This is a genomic window from Weissella cibaria (assembly GCF_004521965.1).
Classification (GTDB): domain Bacteria; phylum Bacillota; class Bacilli; order Lactobacillales; family Lactobacillaceae; genus Weissella; species Weissella cibaria_A.
Map to the genome: position 1 here is coordinate 1 of NZ_SDGK01000013.1, position 20,426 is coordinate 20,426.

At 44.9% G+C, this 20,426-nt stretch carries 19 protein-coding genes and 1 tRNA gene; 18 read left to right on the top strand and 2 right to left on the bottom strand.

What is annotated here, in order from left to right; genetic code table 11:
* Positions 1–87: 87 nt before the first annotated feature.
* The 4 genes from EST42_RS02000 (at position 88) to EST42_RS10875 (ending at position 2,005) form a co-directional block, all read left to right on the top strand.
* A tRNA-Glu gene (locus EST42_RS02000) sits at positions 88–159 on the top strand.
* 115 nt (positions 160–274) lie between these two features.
* Positions 275–1,078, top strand: coding sequence for an HAD-IIB family hydrolase (locus EST42_RS02005; RefSeq protein WP_134643991.1), 804 nt, complete (start codon positions 275–277; stop codon positions 1,076–1,078).
* A gap of 66 nt (positions 1,079–1,144) precedes the next feature.
* Positions 1,145–1,645 (top strand): methylated-DNA--[protein]-cysteine S-methyltransferase, encoded by a 501-nt coding sequence (locus tag EST42_RS02010; RefSeq protein ID WP_134643992.1) that lies wholly within the window; start codon positions 1,145–1,147, stop codon positions 1,643–1,645.
* Between the two features lie 147 nt (positions 1,646–1,792).
* Complete coding sequence (locus EST42_RS10875) at positions 1,793–2,005, top strand: hypothetical protein (protein ID WP_245150328.1); 213 nt, start codon at positions 1,793–1,795, stop codon at positions 2,003–2,005.
* Between the two features lie 98 nt (positions 2,006–2,103).
* Here the strand turns inward: EST42_RS10875 and EST42_RS02020 are convergent, their stop codons facing one another.
* Positions 2,104–2,751 (bottom strand): TetR/AcrR family transcriptional regulator, encoded by a 648-nt coding sequence (locus EST42_RS02020; RefSeq protein WP_134643993.1) that lies wholly within the window; start codon positions 2,749–2,751, stop codon positions 2,104–2,106.
* Between the two features lie 149 nt (positions 2,752–2,900).
* On the opposite strand from EST42_RS02020, the gene EST42_RS02025 reads away from it, so the two are divergent.
* From EST42_RS02025 to EST42_RS02070, 11 genes are all read left to right on the top strand, one after another.
* Positions 2,901–4,880 carry an ABC transporter ATP-binding protein/permease gene (locus EST42_RS02025; RefSeq protein ID WP_134643994.1) on the top strand — a complete coding sequence of 660 codons (1,980 nt, stop codon included), beginning with the start codon at positions 2,901–2,903 and terminating at the stop codon, positions 4,878–4,880.
* Between the two features lie 172 nt (positions 4,881–5,052).
* Positions 5,053–6,228, top strand: a complete 1,176-nt coding sequence (gene nagA, locus EST42_RS02030) for an N-acetylglucosamine-6-phosphate deacetylase (protein WP_134643995.1) — start codon at positions 5,053–5,055, stop codon at positions 6,226–6,228.
* Between the two features lie 3 nt (positions 6,229–6,231).
* Entirely contained in the window at positions 6,232–6,933 is a 702-nt protein-coding gene (locus EST42_RS02035) for a GntR family transcriptional regulator (RefSeq protein WP_134643996.1), read from the top strand.
* 184 nt (positions 6,934–7,117) lie between these two features.
* Entirely contained in the window at positions 7,118–7,387 is a 270-nt protein-coding gene (locus tag EST42_RS02040) for a hypothetical protein (RefSeq protein ID WP_245150329.1), read from the top strand.
* A gap of 237 nt (positions 7,388–7,624) precedes the next feature.
* Complete coding sequence (rpsD, locus tag EST42_RS02045; protein WP_134643997.1) at positions 7,625–8,236, top strand: 30S ribosomal protein S4; 612 nt, start codon at positions 7,625–7,627, stop codon at positions 8,234–8,236.
* A gap of 150 nt (positions 8,237–8,386) precedes the next feature.
* Positions 8,387–9,268 (top strand): MFS transporter, encoded by an 882-nt coding sequence (locus EST42_RS02050; protein WP_245150330.1) that lies wholly within the window; start codon positions 8,387–8,389, stop codon positions 9,266–9,268.
* Positions 9,269–9,298: 30 nt separating this feature from the next.
* A complete protein-coding gene (locus EST42_RS10880) occupies positions 9,299–9,535 on the top strand; it encodes a hypothetical protein (protein ID WP_245150331.1) in 237 nt (78 codons plus the stop codon).
* A 111-nt stretch (positions 9,536–9,646) separates the two neighbouring features.
* Positions 9,647–10,591 (top strand): Dyp-type peroxidase, encoded by a 945-nt coding sequence (locus EST42_RS02055; protein ID WP_134643998.1) that lies wholly within the window; start codon positions 9,647–9,649, stop codon positions 10,589–10,591.
* A gap of 535 nt (positions 10,592–11,126) precedes the next feature.
* Complete coding sequence (locus EST42_RS02060) at positions 11,127–12,860, top strand: septation ring formation regulator EzrA (RefSeq protein ID WP_134643999.1); 1,734 nt, start codon at positions 11,127–11,129, stop codon at positions 12,858–12,860.
* A 144-nt stretch (positions 12,861–13,004) separates the two neighbouring features.
* A complete protein-coding gene (locus EST42_RS02065) occupies positions 13,005–13,718 on the top strand; it encodes a thiamine phosphate synthase (RefSeq protein WP_134644000.1) in 714 nt (237 codons plus the stop codon).
* 144 nt (positions 13,719–13,862) lie between these two features.
* On the top strand, positions 13,863–14,084 hold the full coding sequence (locus EST42_RS02070) for a hypothetical protein (protein ID WP_134644001.1): 222 nt from the start codon (positions 13,863–13,865) through the stop codon (positions 14,082–14,084).
* 86 nt (positions 14,085–14,170) lie between these two features.
* On the opposite strand, the gene EST42_RS02075 is transcribed toward EST42_RS02070, so the two are convergent.
* A complete protein-coding gene (locus tag EST42_RS02075) occupies positions 14,171–15,478 on the bottom strand; it encodes an NCS2 family permease (protein ID WP_134644002.1) in 1,308 nt (435 codons plus the stop codon).
* A 245-nt stretch (positions 15,479–15,723) separates the two neighbouring features.
* Between EST42_RS02075 and EST42_RS02080 the strand changes: the two genes are divergently transcribed.
* The 3 genes from EST42_RS02080 (at position 15,724) to EST42_RS02090 (ending at position 20,367) form a co-directional block, all read left to right on the top strand.
* On the top strand, positions 15,724–18,306 hold the full coding sequence (locus tag EST42_RS02080; RefSeq protein WP_134644003.1) for a cation-translocating P-type ATPase: 2,583 nt from the start codon (positions 15,724–15,726) through the stop codon (positions 18,304–18,306).
* A 228-nt stretch (positions 18,307–18,534) separates the two neighbouring features.
* The gene (locus EST42_RS02085) at positions 18,535–19,827 is read left to right on the top strand and encodes an adenylosuccinate synthase (protein WP_134644004.1); all 1,293 of its coding nucleotides are present in this window, start codon (positions 18,535–18,537) and stop codon (positions 19,825–19,827) included.
* Between the two features lie 3 nt (positions 19,828–19,830).
* Complete coding sequence (locus EST42_RS02090) at positions 19,831–20,367, top strand: phosphoribosyltransferase (protein WP_134644005.1); 537 nt, start codon at positions 19,831–19,833, stop codon at positions 20,365–20,367.
* Positions 20,368–20,426: the final 59 nt, after the last annotated feature.

Genomic DNA, 20,426 nt, shown 5'->3' on the forward strand with positions numbered 1-20,426 from the left:
TTAAGACTCCGGTTTTTCACACCGGCATCCAGGGTTCGACTCCCTGATGAGCTATTGCTTTCATCGTTAAGCATTCAACAATTTCACGGCTCATTGGTCAAGCGGTTAAGACTCCGGTTTTTCACACCGGCATCCAGGGTTCGACTCCCTGATGAGCTATACTGATTAAAAAGGCGATTGCAAAAGCAATTGCCTTTTTTGTACTTTTGGGTATCTATCCCCAAATACCTTTGATACACTGTAAGTGACAAATGATAAGTAGAGGTGAACATAGATGACACGATTGTACGTAACTGACTTAGATCAAACTTTCCTACACGAGGATAAGACGTTTGATGATAATCGTTTTACGACTATTTTGGATAAGTTGGATGCGCAAGGCGACCAATTTGCCATTGCTACTGGGCGAGAAGCGAAGTGGGTGCGCACAAAGTTTGGTGCTTTAGCTGATCGTGTTCATCTGGTGACCAATAACGGTGCTGCATGGCACGTGCGTGGGACGGAAACGACGACATTGCGCACGATTGACCCAGACACACTAACTGAGTTGGAACAAATTTTGGTAGATGTTTCTCCAAAGGACGGTATTATTGCTTTTTCTGCCGACAGTATGTACCGCCTAAATGGGTATGGTGAGCTACGTGCTGACTTGCAAGACTATATGACGCAGGTCTATGGTCAAATTCATATGGTTGATCACTTACGCGACATTCCCCAAGCATTGGCTAGCGTGACGGCGATTTTTGATGTTGTCCATTCAAATGAGGCGATTGCCCGCATTCAAGCGACAACATTGCCTTTGCACCCGACCACGTCAGGGTATGGCGCGGTTGATATTTTAGCAGCAGGTGTCAATAAAGCAACTAGTCTATCGGCGATGATTGCCGAATTACAATTAACGCCTGAAGATTTGACGGTCTTTGGGGATGGTATGAATGATTTTGAAATGATGCAATTGGCGGGCGAAGTATATATTATGCCGAATTCAGATGAACGTCTCTTTGGCCGTGGCTACCGTGAGGCACTATTTGATAATGAGCATGATGGTGTCTTGGCAACGCTGGAAACAATTATTTAACTGATTATAGGAGCGAGCGCAGGTTCGCTCCTTTTTGCTAAACTTGTGCGTAGGGGGAATTAGCTGATGATTAATTATGAAAGTTATCCATTGTTAAATGGCATAATTACGCTATTCTATTCAACAAAGGGCGTGCAATTTGTCTCTTTGGCGGATGACCCGGTTTCTGAATATCAGGTTTGGTATCCAACCGGTCAACCAATGCCGGTAACCAAGCAGCACTATGCCAATCTGGTGGCCGCGTATTTAGCAGGACAGGCCTTACCGCCATATCAGGTGGATTGGCAATCGCATGGCACCGATTTACAACGGCAAGTTTGGCAATATTTGCAAACTATTCCGACGGGTACGACGATGAGTTATCAAGCGTTGGCCACGGCGATTGGGCGACCTAATGCTGTCCGGGCCATTGCCACAGCGGCTGCGAAAAATCCATTACTGATTTTAGGCGCTTGTCATCGCATCGTCCGCCAAGATGGCACATTGGAAAATTATCGGGCCGGTGTGACTTGGAAGCGAAACTTACTCGCATTTGAACACCAACTTCAAAATTCTGCGTTAGATTAATTTTTGAGTGAGGTGACATGATGAAGCAAACAAAATTTGTGGCAACTGATTTGGATGGTACGCTGTTAAAATGATCGGAAACGATTTAATCGGGAGTTATTTGCGCAGATTCTAAAAGAATACGAAGCAACTGGTGGAAAATTCATCGTGGCGAGTGATCGCGATTTAAAACACGTCCAAATGTTATTCCGCGTTTTCTTAGACCGGGTGAATATTGTGGCGGACAACGGCGCAACAATCATGGCTGCTGACGGTCAGATTCAAGAACGGCACATGATGACGCAGGAACAATTAAGCAATCTACCGCACAAAATCGATCACATGCCGACTAAACCCACATGGTGGTATCCTAGTGTTTAGTCCGGATGAGTTATTAGTTGTGCGTGATTACGGGGCCATACCAAGCGGCTTTTTAACGTGTTCCAAAATGCTGAACCCTTAATATAATGCCTTTTGTCTCACTCTCTATTCTGTTGGCGAATTTGGTCTAGTTGGGTGCGCTTATCAACGTTGATATACCCCATTAAGCCGTAGAAAAATAGTTGTTCAAGTTGCTGATCAAGTGTTTTGATATCGATTTCACCCTGAGCAAGAGCGAAGGTTTTTTGGCGATCGTACGACATGAACATATCGATGTATACGCGAATAGCGGCGGTGCTGACGTCAGCATTGAAGAAGCCTTCAGACCGACCTTGTTCGATAATGGTCGTAAAAAAAGTATCTCGGCGTGTGTCAGCAACCGTCCGAATGTGTGAATCATCCATTTCAAGCAAGGTAAGCATTTCTGGTCCGTATGTGGTCGCGATTTTCTTTTGTGCAGTTGCGGTGGTTGTGGCGAAGGCTTTAATTTTGTCTAAAATCGTCAAATCCGGTGATTCTGCAATCGCCATGATACGGTCAAAGAGATTATTTAGTTCATTGTTAGCGATTTCCCGGACAAGGGTATCCTTGCTATCGAAATACTTGTAGAAGGTCACCACTGAAACACCGGCATCAGCTGCGATACTTTTTAAGTCCGTATTGTGAATGCCGTTCTCGCGGAACAAAGCCGTTGCGCTTGCGATTAATTGTTGTTTCGTGAGCGCTTTTTTTGTTTCTCGGTTCATGATGTACCTCCTTGATTTAATTTTAATATACCACAAAAAGTTTAATCATCAATCGGCAGATTAAACTTTTCTTGACGTAGGTATGGGGGGACGGTACACTTATACTTAACTTAATGAAAATATGAATATGAAAGGCCGGAGGAAGAACAATGGCATTTTTGGAATTACAAAATATCCGCAAGTCATACTTTTTGGGTAAAGAAGAGTTCCCAGTTTTGAAGGGAATTGACTTGGAATTTGAATTGGGCGAGTTTGTTTCAATTCTGGGTGAATCAGGTGGTGGTAAGTCGACGCTGATGAATATCATTGGTGGTTTGGATCGTGAATTTGAGGGGCAGGTCACAATTGACGGTCAAGTTTTGGACCATAAAAAGGAAAAGCAACTTGATGCTTACCGCCGGGGCACGATTGGTTACATCTACCAAGCCTACAATTTGATTAGTCATTTGACGGTTTTGGAAAATGTATTGGTTTCATTAGAGATGACGACGTTGAGCCAAAAGGAGAAAGTGGCCCGCGCGACAGAACTGCTGACAAAGGTTGGTTTGCAAGAACAAATTAAGAAGCACCCGAACCAATTGTCAGGTGGACAAAAGCAACGTGTGGCCATCGCCCGTGCGTTGGCTTCTGATCCAAAGGTGATTATTGCCGATGAGCCAACGGGTGCGTTGGATGGTAAGAACACGGCCGAAGTTTTGGAAATTCTAGAAGGCATTGCCAAGGATGGTAAGCTGGTTATTGCTGTAACGCACTCACAAGACGTGGCGAACCACGGGACGCGGATTGTTCACTTAGCCGATGGTCAAATTGATGACGACCAACGTTTGCGTCCGTCATTCGAACTACCGTCTGATGATACGCGTTTGGCTGATCGACCATTGCCAGCGGCAGCGTCATTCCGTAATGCGTTTAAGCACTTAACATATAACTTCTGGCGTAACTCATTGATTATGATTGGAACAGCGATTGGCTTATTTGCGGTGATGTTGTTTACCGGGTTAGGAAATGGGGTTAAGGCCTACATTAATGACCAAGTCAATTCCTTGGCTAATCCAACGGCTGTGACGGTTGCCCGTCATCAAGGTGATAACGGCGGTGTTGGTCAAACTTCTGGGGCCACAGCCGGCGTCGATATGGATAAGACGACGATTTCGGATGACCAAATCAAGAAGATTAAGACCAACAAGTACGTGAAGACGTTGCAAAAGGGTTATCAAGCCGGTAACGTGCAAGCAACGTTAGATGGTAAGGCATACTCACTTGGAACGGTGCAAACGTGGTCAGCAACTTACCAAAAGAAGTTGATCAAGGCTGGTCATGTGCCTGGTAAGAACGAAATCTTGGTCGACAAGAAGACGGTTGCGAAGAAGTTCAATACCAAGAATTGGCAATCAGTCGTTGGTAAGACGATGACGGTTAAGTGGATGACAGTTAAGTCAGACGGGATGACACCAGTTGAAATTAATAAAACATTCAAGGTTGCTGGGGTTATCGATGCCGGCCAAGCCGGTACAGCTAACGTAACAACGGCAGGCACCATTGAAGATGCCTACAAGGAAGCTGGTGCGGATACGCGTGCCTTGTTCGTGACGGTTCGGGTGAAGCATACTGATGATGTGAAGGCCTTCCAAAAGGCAGTTAACAAGATGAAGGATGCAGATGGCAAGCGTTTGTACCAAGCGGTAACGGTTGGTTCAATCTTGGATACGATTAACACGATTGTGTCATTGGCAACGAATGTGTTGGCAGCGATTGCCGCTATCTCACTGATTGTGTCAGCCTTGATGATTATTGTGACGATGTTCATGTCCGTTTCAGAACGCACGAAGGAAATTGGTATCTTGCGTGCCTTAGGTGAAAGCAAGAAGGACGTTCGTAACTTGTTCACGTCAGAATCATTGTTGATTGGTTTGGCAAGCTTCATCTTGGCAGTAATCTTGGCGTTCGGTATTGGCGCTGGTTTGAACAGCGCCCTTTACCAAATTGCGAAGTTTGATATGATTCAAATTTCATTGGGCAATGTCGTGATGACGTTGATCTTAGCTTTGGTCATTTCATTCTTGGCGGCCTTGTTGCCAGCTCGTCGTGCAGCAAAGTTGAACCCAATTGATGCTTTGTCAGCAGATTAATAGTTAACTTTAAAAGCCGCCATTCCCGTTCGTCGTACTGGAAATGGTGGCTTTTAACTGTTACTAGAAAAAGTGACCTAGACCGTGTAAACTTATAAGCGATAAGAACATGATAGAGACGGTTAATTACCGCCTGTACCAATTTAGTATGTCACTTAAAGGGGAGTTAATCATGAGTACAGTTTTGACCCACGCAACCATTTATACCGGGGAACAAGAAAATCCAGTTATCAAGGATGCTTATATTCGTTTTGATAAGCAAATTGAAGCAATGGGACCGATGACCGAGTTGGTTTTGACATCTGCAGATGAAGTTGTCCGGTCCGACCGCAAGGTTATTGTACCTGGTTTTATTGATGTCCACACGCACGGTGCCTATGGATTTGATACCATGGACGGTGTGACAGAAGATATCGTTAAGATGGTACATGGGCAAATTTCAGAGGGAATTACGGCTGTTTTCCCAACAACCATGACTCAATCAGTTGAGAATATCTCAAAGTCGATGATGGCTGTTGATGAGGCGGCTCAACAAGAACCAGCGATTGTTGGTGTACACTTGGAAGGACCATTCATTAACCCACACTTTAAAGGGGCCCAACCAGAAGAACACATTATTGCGCCAAGTATTGACTGGGTGAAGCGATGGCATGAATTGTCAGGTAACCGTGTTCGTTTGATTACGTATGCGCCCGAACAAGCGCCAGACGTTCGGGCCTTCGAAGATTATTTGGCAGATAACAATATCATTGGTTCAGTGGGTCACTCAAATGCAACCCGTGATTTCTTACAGCACAATTCAAAGGCAAGCCACATTACCCACCTATATAATGCACAACGACCAATGTCTCACCGTGAACCAGGAGTTACAGGGCATGCGATGTTAGAAGACAACATTCGTACGGAGTTAATTGTGGATGGTTTCCACGTTTACCCAGATATGGTCAACGTCGCTTACAAGCTTAAGACTGCTAACCGGATTGATTTGATTACTGATTCAATGCGCGCCAAGGGGCTTGGGGATGGTGAATCAGAATTGGGTGGTCAGAAGGTTTGGGTTAAGGACAAGCAAGCCCGTTTGGCTGACGGCACGTTGGCTGGTTCTGTGCTTGAGTTTGATGACGCCTTCCGCAACATCATGGCGTTCACAGGTGCATCGATTGAAGAAGCTATCCAAATGGCCTCAGTTAATCAAGCTGTCGAGTTTGGGCTTGATACAAAGGGAACGTTGCGGATTGGCAAAGATGCTGACTTGAACGTCTTTAGCGCTGATTTGTCAGTGTTGGAAGCCACCTACAGTCTAGGACGTCATTTCTCAAAGTCAGACGCACCGACCGCGGAGGCATAATGTATGGCAGCACCTGTTTACATTCAGATTCATGATGAAATTCATGAAGCTATTGAAGCTGGGCGCTGGGTCCCAGGTGACAAAATCCCAGCTGAACGTGAATTGGCTGAACAATTTGGTGTTTCACGTATGACCTTGCGCCAAGCAGTCATGATGTTAGTTGATGAAGGTATCCTAGAACGTCGTGTTGGATCGGGAACTTACGTCGCAGAAGGTAAAGTGCAGGAACAATTAAACGGTGTGATATCGTTTACTGAAATGATGGTGGCGGCCGGCAAGGTGGCCACGTCACGCACGATTTCCTTCCATATTGGGAAAGCATCTAATTCAGAACAAGAACGACTACAATTGGGTGACGACGATCAAGTGTTACGCATGGAACGTGTGCGTTATGGTAATGACGAACCAATTGCATTTGAAGTGGCCTCAATTCCGGCTAGTCTAGTTGATGGGTTGGCTCGTGAAAGTTTAACCAATTCTTTGTACCGTGCATTGTCGGAGCAACGAGGCTTACGGATTGGTCAGGCGCAACAAACCGTGACAGCAGCTGCCGTTACAGAAAGGGTCGCTGAATATCTTGCTATCAAGCGTGGTGACCCAGTTTTAGTCATGCGCCAATTGACATTTGATACAGCGGGTAAGCCATTTGAGTATGTTCGTACCCAATATGTTGGATCAAGATTTGAGTTCTTTTTGGAAAAATAATCACAAGGAAAACGCCTATATATAGGCGTTTTTTGAGTTAGAATTAAAATTTGCACAAGCCGTTGAAAGGTGTGTAATATATTTTGGTTTTATAAAAGTTTATTTTTTGTAAGTGGAATTGAGAAATGCATAAGTTAAATCCAACGATTGCATTGGCATTATTTTTTGTAGCGATTCCATCATTATGGGCGGTGTAACTGTTGCCGCCGCAACGTTGTTCGTACTTGGTGGCTTGGCAGCCTTAATTTCATCAATGCCTGGTATTCGTTACTGGGGCGACACGGCTGCTCGGCTGACTGGTTGGGCCATTTCAATCGTTATCTTAAGCTTGAATGGTTGCCTAGCAAAGTCTGGCACGATGCCGTTGCAAATTGCTGGGGCGATGCTTGCGGGTATCTTTATTGTTGGTGTTCTTGGCCGGGTCTTGGTTGACGCACTCTCAAAGCAAAATTAAAGCGATGAAGTAGGGAAGAACAACTTGTAACTGTCCTTCCTTTTTGTTAAACTATTGGAAGTGTTGAAAACTGCAGCGGATTGTCCGCAAGCTCGTCAACAATTTACCGACCCGTTTCAATTATGGCGGAGAACACACCAGTACCCGCGCTGCAGCGGTGAAAGTTTGGGTGAATTGCACGAATGTGAGGCAATTCTCTAGAATTCAACAATAATAAAATTCTGGAGGACATTTAGTATGTCACGTTATACTGGACCTAAGTTCCGTGTTTCACGTCGTTTGGGTGTTTCTTTGTCAGGTACTGGTAAGGAAATTGCTCGTCGTAACTACGCCCCTGGAGATCACGGTGCCGGCCGTCGTGCAAAGATCTCTGATTACGGTATGCAATTGGCTGAAAAGCAAAAGGTACGTTTCACGTACGGTTTGACTGAGCGCCAATTCCACAACTTGTTTAACAAGGCTGGTAAGTTCCGTAAGGGTACTCACGGTGAAAACTTCATCGTATTGTTGGAGCGTCGTTTGGACAACATTGTTTACCGTTTGGGCTTGGCCTCAACGCGTCAACAAGCACGTCAATTGGTTAACCACGGCCACATCTTGGTTGATGGTAAGCGTGTTGACATTCCTTCATACGAAGTTACTGTAGGTCAAGAGATCTCAGTTCGTGAGAAGTCACAAAAGAACGTTTACATCCAAGCTTCACTGGAAGCGCAGGCTGGAACGTTGCCATTCGTTGAGTTCAATAAGGACGAGATGAAGGGTTCATTGGTTCGCTTGCCAGAGCGTTCAGAATTGGACCACGATTACAACGAAAACCTTATCGTTGAATACTACAACAAGTTGGGATAATTTTAATTATTTCGGACTTGTTGTTCACAAAGAAGCACAGGGCTTATGCCTTGTGCTTTTTTTGGTGCAGTCGTAAAGAATCATATAGTGGAAACGCTAGCGCACAATGTTGAAATACGTTAAAGTGGTTACTTTATGTGAGGTGTTGAGATGAGTAAATATTATAAAATTGCGATAGCGTTGGCGGTGTCGACCTTTGCAATTTGGACAACCGAATTTGTGCCAGTGGGGATGCTAACTGATATTGCGCAGGACATGCATGTATCAACGGGAATGATTGGTCTGCTGGTTACGGGTTACACGATTGCCCAGGCAATAGGCGCACCCATTGCAACTAGCTTTGTCGGGCGAATTGCACGACGACAATTGTTTGCCGGGCTGATGATGGCCTTTGCAGTGGTGAATTTGTTATCAGCAATCGCACCAACTTATGGCACTTTGCTGGTGACACGGGCTTTAACGGCGGTCGTGCATGGCGTATTTTTTGCTACGGCAGCGGTGTATTTAACCAAGTTAGCGCCAATCGATAAAAAAGGTGAGGCCGCTTCTTGGCTATTCGGTAGTTTGTTTGGGGTGCCGTTTGGGCCCTATTTGGGTGAGGCAGTCGGCTGGCGTGCCACCACGTTTGCCGTCGTTGGTTTGTTAGGTCTACTTGGGTGGTTTGGGGTACTAACGCAAGTACTTAAAACGTCTGCACCAATAGTGGCCGATAATCAACTGGCGGGAATTATTACGGTGATTCGTTATCCGAAAATTTCGTTAACATTATTAATGGCTACACTAGGTTTTGGCTCGTCGTTTGTGCTATACACATATATTCGGCCGTATTTGCACCAGGTGACTGGGGTTAGTACAGCAGGAGTTGTCGGTGTCTTGGTTCTATATGGTGCTTTCGTGACCATCGGAAACGTGATGGGTGGTCGGTTAGCAAATCGACAAGCGCTAGGGTTTGTCACTGGTATTCTGGTTGCACAAATTGTGGTGCAGTTGCTACAGCTGCTACTTTTGCCACGTCAGGGTTGGTATCTGTAGGAAATTGCTTTACTTGGGCTGGTGGCTTGCATGGGGAACGCCTCACTACAAAGCCGTATTATTATGACGACGACCAAGTTAGCGCCGGCGCATACGGATGTCGCATCCGCATTAAACGTGTCAGCGTTGAATTTTGGTATTGCTGGTGGATCGTTTGTTGGTAATGCGGTGATGAACGATGCTGGTGTGCAGATGTTGCCGTTAGTTGGCGCCATAATCGGTACGGTGGCTGTTTTAGTCGTCGTCTTATTAAGCCGTATTAACTAGTTTCTATGAAACGGACATTTCGATTTGAAGCGTCCGTTTTTTCTGATGTTCTAGAATCTTCGCATATTAGGTATATACTAAAATTAGATTTTTTTGCAGGAGGACAAAATTGTGGCAATAGAACCAGTTAAAGCACAGGATGTTTGGAAGGACGTCGGGAAGAGCGTGTCGTTCGTTGTGTTAAAGTTGCGACGAGATAATTTAGCAAATGACCAGGCGGCTATTGCGGAATTTGCAGATCGTTCGCAGGCAATTATCCGTTCAATGCACATCCGCGCAGCTGATGATCAATTGAAGGTGTCGATTGGGTTCAGCCGCACGGCATGGGATTATTTATTCCCAAGTGTACCGGTGCCCAAGCAGTTGGAAACTTATACCACATTGCAGGGACCAAAGTACAACATGCCGGCATCTGAAGGCGATGTCTTTTTGCACGTACGCGCCGTTTCTGAGGCGACGGTTTATGAAGTCGTTCGTCAATTTATGGTCTTTTTAGAGCCAATTGCAACGGTGGTTGATGAAACGAAAGGCTTCCGTTACTTTGAAGGGCGTGCCATTATTGGTTTTATCGATGGGACAGAAGCGCCGGGAGAATATGATGCGGCAGACTATGCCTTGGTCGGGGATGAAGACCCAGAGTATGAGAATGGGTCGTATGCCTTTGCACAAAAGTGGTTACACGATATGGACTTCTGGGGCAAGTTGAAGACTGAAGAACAGGAAAAGGCTGTTGGTCGTCATAAGTTTGATGATTTGGAACTTGAAGATGATGAGAAGTTCCACAACGCACACAATGTTGCCGCCAAAGTTGAAATCGATGGTGAGGAACAAAAGGTTGTGCGGATGAATGTGCCGTTTTCAGATCCGGCCAGCGGTAAAACAGGGACGTACTTTATTGGTTATTCACGGTACTGGTCGGTTACCAAAGCGATGTTACAGCAGATGGTGGATATGTCTGATTATTTGTTAACGTTCTCGACCATTCAGTCTGGTCAATTATTCTTCGTGCCATCACGAGATAAGTTAGCTGAGATCGCAGATGGTGAATTATTTTAATTTCTAACGGTTTTGACGCTTAAGTTGGCAGCAAAACCGTTTTTTTGAGGATAACTGGCTTACAAAACGAGAATCTCTTTATTTTTGTCGTAAAAAATTAAAGGTGAAACAGGTTTTTGTTCGTATGCGATTAGCCGATATGTGGATAACTTGTTCATAAGTATGTGGACTGACTGTGGACAAACTGTGGAAAAAACGCGTTCATAAACTCATCGTTTCCTCATAATTCAATGTGGTTATTAACATGTTATTCACAAACCTGAGGTTTATGAAAAACCCTTTTGTGGAAATGTGGAAAAGTTAAATCCGCAATTTAGCCTATTTTGGTGGATAAATGATGTCGTGTTTGTAAGCGGTTAATGTTGTCACGCCAATAAACCCTAAATGCGATTAAAAAAGGTTAAAGAACCCCAAGTAAACCCTAAAGCCTGTCTTGTTTTTAGAGTTAATGGTCGTTACAGTGATAATCTAGTAGGTAGATAATTCCCGATAGTAAGGAGTTTGGTGAATAGTGGATTCACCAGGGTGATAAAGCATGACACAGATTGGACATATCGTAATTGGCCTTATCGTTGTAGTAGCGGCCATTTACCTGATTATCTTTGTCTCGCAACGATTGACTGCGCGTAAAGTTGCCAAGTTACTTCGCAAGAAAGAAAAACTCGCTGAAATTCCAATGCGTGACCGACTTGTGAAGGGACGTCAATTAAGTTTGACTGGCCAATCTTTGAAACAGTTCCAATTGTTGGAAGGCAAATATGGATATCTAGAAACGACTGGGTTTAAGGATATTGAAGAGCAAGCAAATGCGGTTTTGTTTGAATCACAAGGATTAAACTTTGTGAAGACGGCGCAAGAGCTGAAAGAGTTGCAACAACAAATTCGTGATGCTGAAACGACCATTGAAGTTGTGAAGCAGGGTTTGGCTGACTTAGAAAAGTTAGATGAGGCACACAAAGACGCTCTTAAGGAACTAGAAGGTAAGTACCAAGAGTTGCGTAAGACGCTCCTATCACAGAACTTCAGTTTTGGGCCAGCGATTGATAAGCTAGAAGAAATTCTAGGATCGCTGGAAGATGATTTTGCAGAATTTGCCCGTTTAACTGAGGCAGGTGATCACGCAACGGCGGCCGGAATTTATGAAACGTTGGGGATGGAAACTAGCCAACTAGAACAACGTATTGAACAAATTCCCGCGTTGTATCAATCATTGGATGATACGATTCCTGGTCAACTGGCAGAATTACAAGATGCCTATGACAAGATGGACGCAGAAGGGTTCCAATTTGAAACGAATATTGCTGCTGAACTAGCGGATATTGAAGCACAACGCGTTGCAACGGTTGATGATTTAGCTGAATTAACCTTGAAGAAGGTGAGTGAGTCAATTGCGCAAATGGAAAGCCGTACAGAAGTGTTGTACGAAACTTTCGAAGGTGAAGCAACCGCTGCACAACAGGTTTGGGAAAATAACGAGCAGTTGACAGCATATGTGGTTCACAATAAGCGGCAAAATCATGACTTATATATCGAGCTAGATCGATTGAATCAAGATTTTGTCTTTACCAAGGACGAAGTTGGCCAAGTGCATAGCTGGGAGATGCAATTATCAAATGTTTCGGTTGGTTTGGAAGAACTAAAGGAAGCGATTGCGAAGCATGAAGTTGTCTTTTCAACTTTGGCTGACAAGCAAACGGCGCTTCGTGAAGAATTGGAACGCGTTGAGCATGAGCAGGTTGCCATGTGGCAAGACCTTAAGGAATTGCCAGTTGCTGTACAGCAATCACGCAATCGTGTGACCTTGCTTTCCGATAAAATTCGCCAAATCCAACGGTCATTTGAGCGTCAAGGCTTGCCTGGCTTGCCTAAGGATTACATGGACTTCTTCTTTGCGGTGAACGATGAGCTTGGTCGTTTGAAGCAACAACTTGATTTGTCACGTATCAATGTTGATGATGTTTTGCGTCAACTGAGCATTGTTACAGCTGACTTAGACACATTGCAAGAAAATACAGATAATTTAGTGGAAGCTGCGTCAGTTACGGAACGCTTGGTCCGTAAGGCGCTGTTATATCGGGATAACGCAGAAGTTGTGCAAGCGACGCAACAAGCGCGTTACTACTACGAAACAGATTATGATTACGTGCGAGCCATGACGATACTCGGCAGTGTTTTGGATCAGGTTGAACCTGAGACGACGTCACGGATTATCAATGCCTATCATCAAGAACAGGCAACGTTGCAAGCTGAATTTTCTGAACAAAATTAAAGACAACGTCCGATATGAGACGCCTTGTTACGGCCGTTAACAAAGCGTCTTTGATTTTGGATGAGTTCCTTTTTTATTGTAAGTGCATAGGTAAACGACTACACTTAAAGCAATAAATAAAGCAGGTCTTCGGAGGTAGAAATCATGGAATTTAAGGCAGAACAATTAGCAAGTACGTTAATCATCGGTTCTGACTACGTTGCAGATGTTGCAGGATTTTCAGATAAGGCTGTGAATGCCGGTGTGACGATGATTATTTTAAATGAAACTCGTTTAGAAGGCGTTGAAAAGCAAAACTTGGCGCAATACATTCGGAACATTACGCGTGCAAAGCAAGTTGCCTTCCTGATTGCTGATGATGTGAAGTTGGCTGAAGCAGTTGCCGCAGATGGTGTGTACGTGAGTGATCGTCACCAAGTCGCTGAAATTTCAGCGGCGGCCGTGGCAGCTGACTTGTACACCGGTGTGTCAATCAACAATCGTACGGAATTGTTGGAAGATGTGCCAGCGGGCTTGGACTTTTACAGCGTTAGTCCGGTTTACCCAAGCGCGCACGGTGATGAAACGCAACCAATTGAGCACTTGGCTGGTTTAACGACTGTTGTACAAAACAGCACGTTGCCAGTTGTTGCAATGGGCGGCATTACAGTGGCCCGTCTGAAGGATATTGTGCGCATGGGCGTTCACGGAGCTGCTGCGGTTGATGCTTTTGTGAAGGCTCAAGATTTGGATGCCGTAGTGAAAGCGTTCAATGATACATTTGGCAGCATGACGGTTGACCAAGCATTGGGAAACACCCGCTATGGTTTAGCGATTCCGGGTAAGCACACGAATGCTATCCAAGGTGAATTGCACTAACAAATAATACGAATCTGAAATTAGACCACGCTTTGTTCAAAGTTTGGTCTTTTTTTGTTGGCATAATGAAAACAATATTTGGTATCAAACTAATTATATTTGATATGATGTATATGAAATATATATTTAACAGGGAAATAAAATATGACACATGAATTTTTGCTTGAATTGGCTAAGATGATGGATGATCATTTTGATACAACATCAATTGAACGCCTAGTTAGCTATGAAACAACGGGGATGACGAAATCATCGAAGCTAGTGACATCGGTCATTGGGCTGACTGAATTGCGCGATCCAAATTGGTTGGAAGAAGCGAAGCCAGAATTGGTTGCAGCTGTTCAAGTGTTAAAGAACAGTAAGTAAAAAAGATATTGAGGCGTAAGACGTGAAAAGCCGCCAATCTCCTGATTAAAAATCGGGGGATTGGCGGCTTTTGTGTCGATTAATAATTAATGAGCGACGATAAATAAGAAAATCAAGAAGATAGCTGCCAGAGCGTACATCAGTGGGTGTACCTTGCCAGCTCGTTTAGTGGCAATCATCATGATTGGGTACAAGATAAAGCCAAGGGCGATACCATCTGAAATTGAGTATGTCAGTGGCATGCCAATCACAATTAAGAACGCCGGTGCGGCGATTGCAAAATCATCCCAATTAATATTACGCAAGTTTTCGGCCATCAAAACCCCAACCACAATCAACGCTGGTGCGGTGACTTGTGAGGTAACAACCGACAACAATGGTGAAAATAGTAGGGCGAAAACGAACAAAATACCAGTCGTAACTGACGTCAAACCCGAACGGCCACCAACCGCCATTCCGGCAGAAGACTCAACGTAAGCTGATGTAGGTGACGTTCCCAATACCGCACCAGCTGTCATACCAACGGCGTCAGCCATCAAAGCCTTACCGGCACGAGGCATCTTACCGTCCTTCATGAATCCAGCTTGAGTGGCTAAACCAATCATCGTACCGGCAGTGTCAAAGAATGTCACAATCAGGAACGTCAAGACAACGGTAAACAATTGAAATGTATTGATATCCGTAATGTGGTTAATTGACTCACCAAAGGTTGGGGCCAACGATGGAGCTGACGAAATCAAGTGTGATGGCAGATCAATTAAACCAGAAATAATTCCGACAATTGCCGTAATAATCATCCCAATAAAAATTGCAGCTGGTACGCGCGTGGCAATTAAGATAAAGGTCACGATAATCCCAAAAATTGAGAGCAATGAGGTACCTGAGGTTAGATGCCCTAATGAGACCATTGTTGAGTCATTGGCCACAATCAAGCCAGCGTTTGCTAACCCGATAAAGGCAATGAACAGACCGATTCCAGCGGCGATGGCGACCTTTAAATCTTGTGGAATCATGTTAATGATGGTTTCACGGATTTTAAAGAATGTGAGCAACAAGAAGATAATGGCAGCGACCAAGACCCCGGCCATTGCTGTTTGCCAAGGAACCTTCATTCCGATGACAACAGAATATGCGAAAAATGCATTAACCCCTAAGCCGGGTGCGATAGCAATTGGATAGCGCGCGACTAAGCCCATGAAAATTGTGGCAATGGCTGTGGCGACACCAGTAGCGGTGAAAACAGCGCCCTTGTCCATACCTGCTGCACCCAAAACAGTTGGGTTAACAAACAAAATATAGGCCATTGAAACGAAAGTCGTTAAACCGGCAATAATTTCAGTTCGGAAATTAGTTCCGAGCTCATCAAAGCGGAAGTATTTTGCAACAGAGTTCATCTGTGCCCCCTTTAAATGTAAAAAATAATAAGTTCTTCCTAACGTTTCATAGTTTAGGGGATCAAGTTTCAAACGTCAACCGAAAAACCGAACAAATTACGTTTTGTAAGTTTTAACATACGTAAAAAGCGAACTTTATTTTCCAGTTGATACATTATAAGCAAAATTTTTGGCTTCAGTTACGAAAATTGTTATACTTTAACTGGGTAGCGATATGCCGACAGCAAACAGAGGGGAGCCGACATATGATATATCAAGAAATGTTAACGAAGGTAATTGAAAAATTACAGAGCCAACCCGATCGCGGGTTAACGCAGGAACAGGTGGTACAATCCCGCCAAAAAAATGGGGATAACCAGTTTGTTGAACCGCCGAAAGAGGGTTTGATAAAACGGGTGTTACGCAGTCTAAGCGATATTACAACAATTATTTTGATTATTGCTGCCATCATTTCACTAATTACGACGATCATTCAAGGCCATGGCGATTATTTTGAAAGTTTTCTGATCATTGCGATTGTTGTAATCAACTCCGTCTTATCGATTGTGCAAGAGGGGCGGGCTGAAAAAGCGCTTGATTCATTAAAGGGGTTGGAGCGCGAAGAAGCGAAAGTCCGACGCGACGGTGACATACAATTTATTCCGATGACGGATATCGTGGTCGGGGATATTTTGGTACTTGAGAATGGGGTGAAGATTCCGGCGGACGCCCGCTTGTTGACGACCGCAGATTTACGGGTGGAAGAATCACCACTGACTGGTGAAAGTCATCCGATTGAGAAGGATGAAGACTTTATCACTGACGAGCAAGTGCCGTTGGGTGATCGACGGAACATGGTTTACCGCGGCACAACGATTGTGAATGGACGTGGTGAAGCGTTGGTTGTGGCGACGGGGATGAATACCGAAATGGGTAAAATTGCTAGCTTACTAGGACGTGAAGAGCGCGAAATGACGCCGATGCAGAAGCGTCTGGCTCAATTAGGCCGTCAATTGACTGTCGTCGCAATTATCGCGGCAATTATTGTGATGATTTTGGGAATTATGCAGGGTGATCCGCTGATGGAGCTGTTTATGACGGCTGTATCGTTGGCCGTGGCCGTGGTACCAGAAACCTTGATGGTGATTGTCACGATTACATTAGCGCTAGGTGTGCAACGGATGGCAGATCGGCACGCAATTGTGCGTCGACTACCGGCAGTTGAGACGCTGGGTTCGGCGAGTGTGATTGCCTCGGATAAGACGGGGACTTTAACTCAAAATAAAATGACAGCCCGTCAAGTTTGGGATGCAACAACTGATACCATTATGGCCGTCGATGAGGTTGAGGACTTGCCGGATGCTTTGAAATTTGGGGCATTGTCAACGAACGTTACAGATCAAGACGGCACACTAGCAGGCTTGCCAACTGAGATGGCCTTGGTTGGTGGTGTCGGGGGCTATTCAGCATACGAGGCCTTGCAAGCCGAATATCCGAAGGTCTATGAGATTCCATTTAACTCAACGCGTAAGCGAATGACGACTGTTCATCGGGTGGCTGATGGTTATTTGGCGATTACGAAAGGGGCTTTTGATGTCCTGTTACCCAAGTTGCCAGTCGTGCTGCAAGAGCGTGCAAAAGTTGTTAACCAGGCTTTTGGCGATCAAGCGTTGCGTGTAATTACGGTAGCTGTCGCAAAACTACCGACGTTATCAGCGGAACCAACGGCTGAAGAATTAGAACAAAATTTGCAACTATTGGGCTTGGTTGGGATTATTGATCCGCCGCGTCCTGAATCTGCTCAAGCTGTTGTCGAAGCCCGGGCAGCTGGCATTAAAACAGTGATGATTACTGGGGATCACGTCGCCACAGCGAGTGCTATTGCCAAAGAAATCGGTATTTTATTGCCGACCGACAAGGCGCTGACTGGAGCTGAATTGCATGATATGTCAGATGCCGAATTGGATGACACCGTGCAAGACTACGCCGTTTACGCCCGGGTGACGCCCGAAGACAAGATTCGTATCGTCAAAGCTTGGCAGAAACGTGGCGATATTGTCGCAATGACCGGTGATGGTGTGAATGATGCACCAGCTTTGAATGCTGCTAACGTCGGGATTGCAATGGGACAAACCGGGACTGACGTTGCCCGTGAAGCTGCTGATATTGTTTTGACTGATGATAATTTTGCGACCATCGTGCATGCAGTTGAAGAAGGTCGTGGTATTTATGGCAATATCCGTAAGACAATTAACTTCTTGATGAGTGCCAATATGTCTGAAATTATCGTCATTGTGGTTGCTATGATTCTGGGCTGGGGTAGTCCATTGATGGCCGCCCAACTGTTGTTCATTAATTTGGTGGCCGATGGATTACCAGGCTTTGCGCTTGCTAAGGAACCACCCCACGGTGACGTGATGCGGGATAAGCCGGTTAACCCTCGGGCAAGCGTCTTTGCCCATGGGTTAGGACGCCGTATTGTGTTTAACGCCACTTTGTTTGCGGTGATTACATTAGCAGCACAAGGATATGGTGTTTACACGGACAATAATTCGGCGGGGCACACCATGGCGTTTATCGTCTTGTCGATTTCATCAATCTTGCATGTCTTTAATATTCGCAGTGATGCCTCGATGTTCCGTGTGAAGTTCTCAGCTAACCGTAGTTTGGTGATGATGGCGATTTTGTCACTGGTGTTAACTATTTTGGTTGTAACAGTCCCTGTTACCCAAGACATTTTCCACTTTATGCCGTTGACGGTTGGCCAATGGCTACTGACGATTATTCTATCGATAATTCCGAATGTTATTTGGGAAGTAATCAAGATGAACAATCGTAAAATGCAATAGCAATTAGACGATATATTTCGGTATATCGTCTTTTTATTTTAAATAAGAAAATAGTGTTAACTTAAAAGACGAATAAAAAACATGTGATGACGACTTATTTTGATAAAAGTCGAACTTTGTGTCGCAAAAGCATTGAAAACGAAAATGTTAGTTGATACAATAGTTTTTGTGATAAAACGTTTTTAAATGTTCGTGTTTTCACGCATTTAACGTAAAAGGGAGGCCATCATGGCAGGAATCGTAGTAGTTGGTAGTCAGTGGGGAGATGAAGGAAAGGGTAAGATCACGAACTTCATCGCACAGGAATCAGACATGGTTGTTCGTTACCAAGGTGGAAACAACGCTGGCCACACGATTTACGTGAATGGACAAAAATTTGAATTATCAGCAATTCCATCAGGAATCTTTAACCCAGCTCGGTTGGCGGTGATTGGCAATGGTTCAGTTGTGAACCCCAAGGCGCTATTGGAGGAGTTGCGTGCTATTCAAGATAAGGGTGTGACAACTAATAATCTGCGTATTTCAGACCGCGCGCACGTTATTTTTCCATACCACATTTTAATTGATAAACTAGTGGATGCTAAGAAGGGTGACGGTAAAATTGGAACAACGGGTCGTGGTATTGGGCCAACTTACATGGATAAGGCTGCGCGTACAGGAATTCGTGTCGTGGATTTGCTTGATGAAAACGTGCTCCGCGAACGCTTAACGACCGTCTTGGCTGATAAGAATGAACTTCTTGAGAAGATTTATAACCATGAGCCATTGGATTTGGATAAATTGGTTGCCGAATTCTCGGGTTATGGTGACGCATTACGACCATACATTACAGATACGACGGTCATCGTGAATGAATATTTGGATGCGGATAAGCGAGTGCTTCTTGAAGGAGCGCAAGGCGCAATGTTGGACATTGACCACGGGACGTATCCCTATGTGACATCATCATCACCAGTAGGTGGTGGCGCAACGATTGGTGCTGGTATCGGGCCAACCAAGATTGATCGCGTTGTGGGGGTTGCAAAGGCCTACACATCACGTGTTGGGGATGGCCCATTCCCAACGGAACTGTTTGATGAAGTCGGGGCCACGATTCGTGAAGTTGGCCATGAATATGGTGTTGTGACCAAGCGACCACGTCGAATTGGTTGGTTGGACACGGTGGTGCTGTGTCACGCGGCCCGCATTGGTGGTTTCACACACTTGTCTTTGAATTCATTGGATGTTCTGTCAGGCTTGAAGACGCTGAAGATTGCCGTCGCCTACGAGTTAGATGGTCAACGCATTGAACATTATCCAGCGAGTTTGGCGGATGTCCGTCGCGTGACGCCAATTTATGAAGAGTTACCTGGCTGGGATGAAGACATTACACAAGTTAAGTCACGTGAAGAGTTGCCAGCAAATGCGGAAGCTTACTTGAAGCGCGTGGAAGAATTGATTGGTGTACCACTTTATACTTTTGCGGTTGGCCCATCAAACGAACAAACGATTATTCTATTTGATATCTGGAACGAGGGATAAGTCATGCCAACAATGACGTTACGACGGACTGTTTTAGGAACTGAAGAAATTGCGGCAATGGTGGAACGCGTCGCCGCTGAAATCAACGCCGCAACGGCAGACGTTGAGCGTCCTGTATTTGTGGGCGTGATGAAAGGTGCGTACATCTGGATGGCTGATTTGCTACGAGCAGTTGGTCGCGATGTTGAAACGGACTACATTGATGTGTCGAGTTATGATGGGGATGCGTCGACTGGACGTATTACCATTCAGCGTGATTTGAAAGTCGATTTAACTGGTCGCACGGTCGTTGTCCTCGATGAAGTAATCGATTCAGGATTAACATTGCGCTATCTGAAGCATGATTTCGAAGCGCGTGGGGCTGAACAGGTCTTGATTGCGGTCGCCGTTGATAAGCGTGAAGACGTCTCAGCTGGAGGCGTTACACCAGACTTTATTGGCGCGAGGGTACCTAACGAGTTCCTCGTCGGGTATGGCATGGACTATAACAACCATCATCGTAATTTGCCTTACGTTGCGGTACTTGAATTGTCTGAATAAATTGATAAATTGCCCGGATGAATAGTTAATTCACCCGGGTAGTTTGCTTATTTACAATA

Bases quoted from the DNA above. Each gene is read 5' to 3' on its own strand.
- EST42_RS02005 (WP_134643991.1), top strand. From the start codon at position 275: ATGACACGATTGTACGTAACTGACTTAGATCAAACTTTCCTACACGAG.
- EST42_RS02010 (WP_134643992.1), top strand. From the start codon at position 1,145: ATGATTAATTATGAAAGTTATCCATTGTTAAATGGCATAATTACGCTA.
- EST42_RS02020 (WP_134643993.1), bottom strand. From the start codon at position 2,751: ATGAACCGAGAAACAAAAAAAGCGCTCACGAAACAACAATTAATCGCA.
- EST42_RS02025 (WP_134643994.1), top strand. From the start codon at position 2,901: ATGGCATTTTTGGAATTACAAAATATCCGCAAGTCATACTTTTTGGGT.
- nagA (WP_134643995.1), top strand. From the start codon at position 5,053: ATGAGTACAGTTTTGACCCACGCAACCATTTATACCGGGGAACAAGAA.
- EST42_RS02035 (WP_134643996.1), top strand. From the start codon at position 6,232: ATGGCAGCACCTGTTTACATTCAGATTCATGATGAAATTCATGAAGCT.
- EST42_RS02040 (WP_245150329.1), top strand. From the start codon at position 7,118: ATGGGCGGTGTAACTGTTGCCGCCGCAACGTTGTTCGTACTTGGTGGC.
- rpsD (WP_134643997.1), top strand. From the start codon at position 7,625: ATGTCACGTTATACTGGACCTAAGTTCCGTGTTTCACGTCGTTTGGGT.
- EST42_RS02050 (WP_245150330.1), top strand. From the start codon at position 8,387: ATGAGTAAATATTATAAAATTGCGATAGCGTTGGCGGTGTCGACCTTT.
- EST42_RS10880 (WP_245150331.1), top strand. From the start codon at position 9,299: ATGGGGAACGCCTCACTACAAAGCCGTATTATTATGACGACGACCAAG.
- EST42_RS02060 (WP_134643999.1), top strand. From the start codon at position 11,127: ATGACACAGATTGGACATATCGTAATTGGCCTTATCGTTGTAGTAGCG.
- EST42_RS02065 (WP_134644000.1), top strand. From the start codon at position 13,005: ATGGAATTTAAGGCAGAACAATTAGCAAGTACGTTAATCATCGGTTCT.
- EST42_RS02070 (WP_134644001.1), top strand. From the start codon at position 13,863: ATGACACATGAATTTTTGCTTGAATTGGCTAAGATGATGGATGATCAT.
- EST42_RS02075 (WP_134644002.1), bottom strand. From the start codon at position 15,478: ATGAACTCTGTTGCAAAATACTTCCGCTTTGATGAGCTCGGAACTAAT.
- EST42_RS02080 (WP_134644003.1), top strand. From the start codon at position 15,724: ATGATATATCAAGAAATGTTAACGAAGGTAATTGAAAAATTACAGAGC.
- EST42_RS02085 (WP_134644004.1), top strand. From the start codon at position 18,535: ATGGCAGGAATCGTAGTAGTTGGTAGTCAGTGGGGAGATGAAGGAAAG.
- EST42_RS02090 (WP_134644005.1), top strand. From the start codon at position 19,831: ATGCCAACAATGACGTTACGACGGACTGTTTTAGGAACTGAAGAAATT.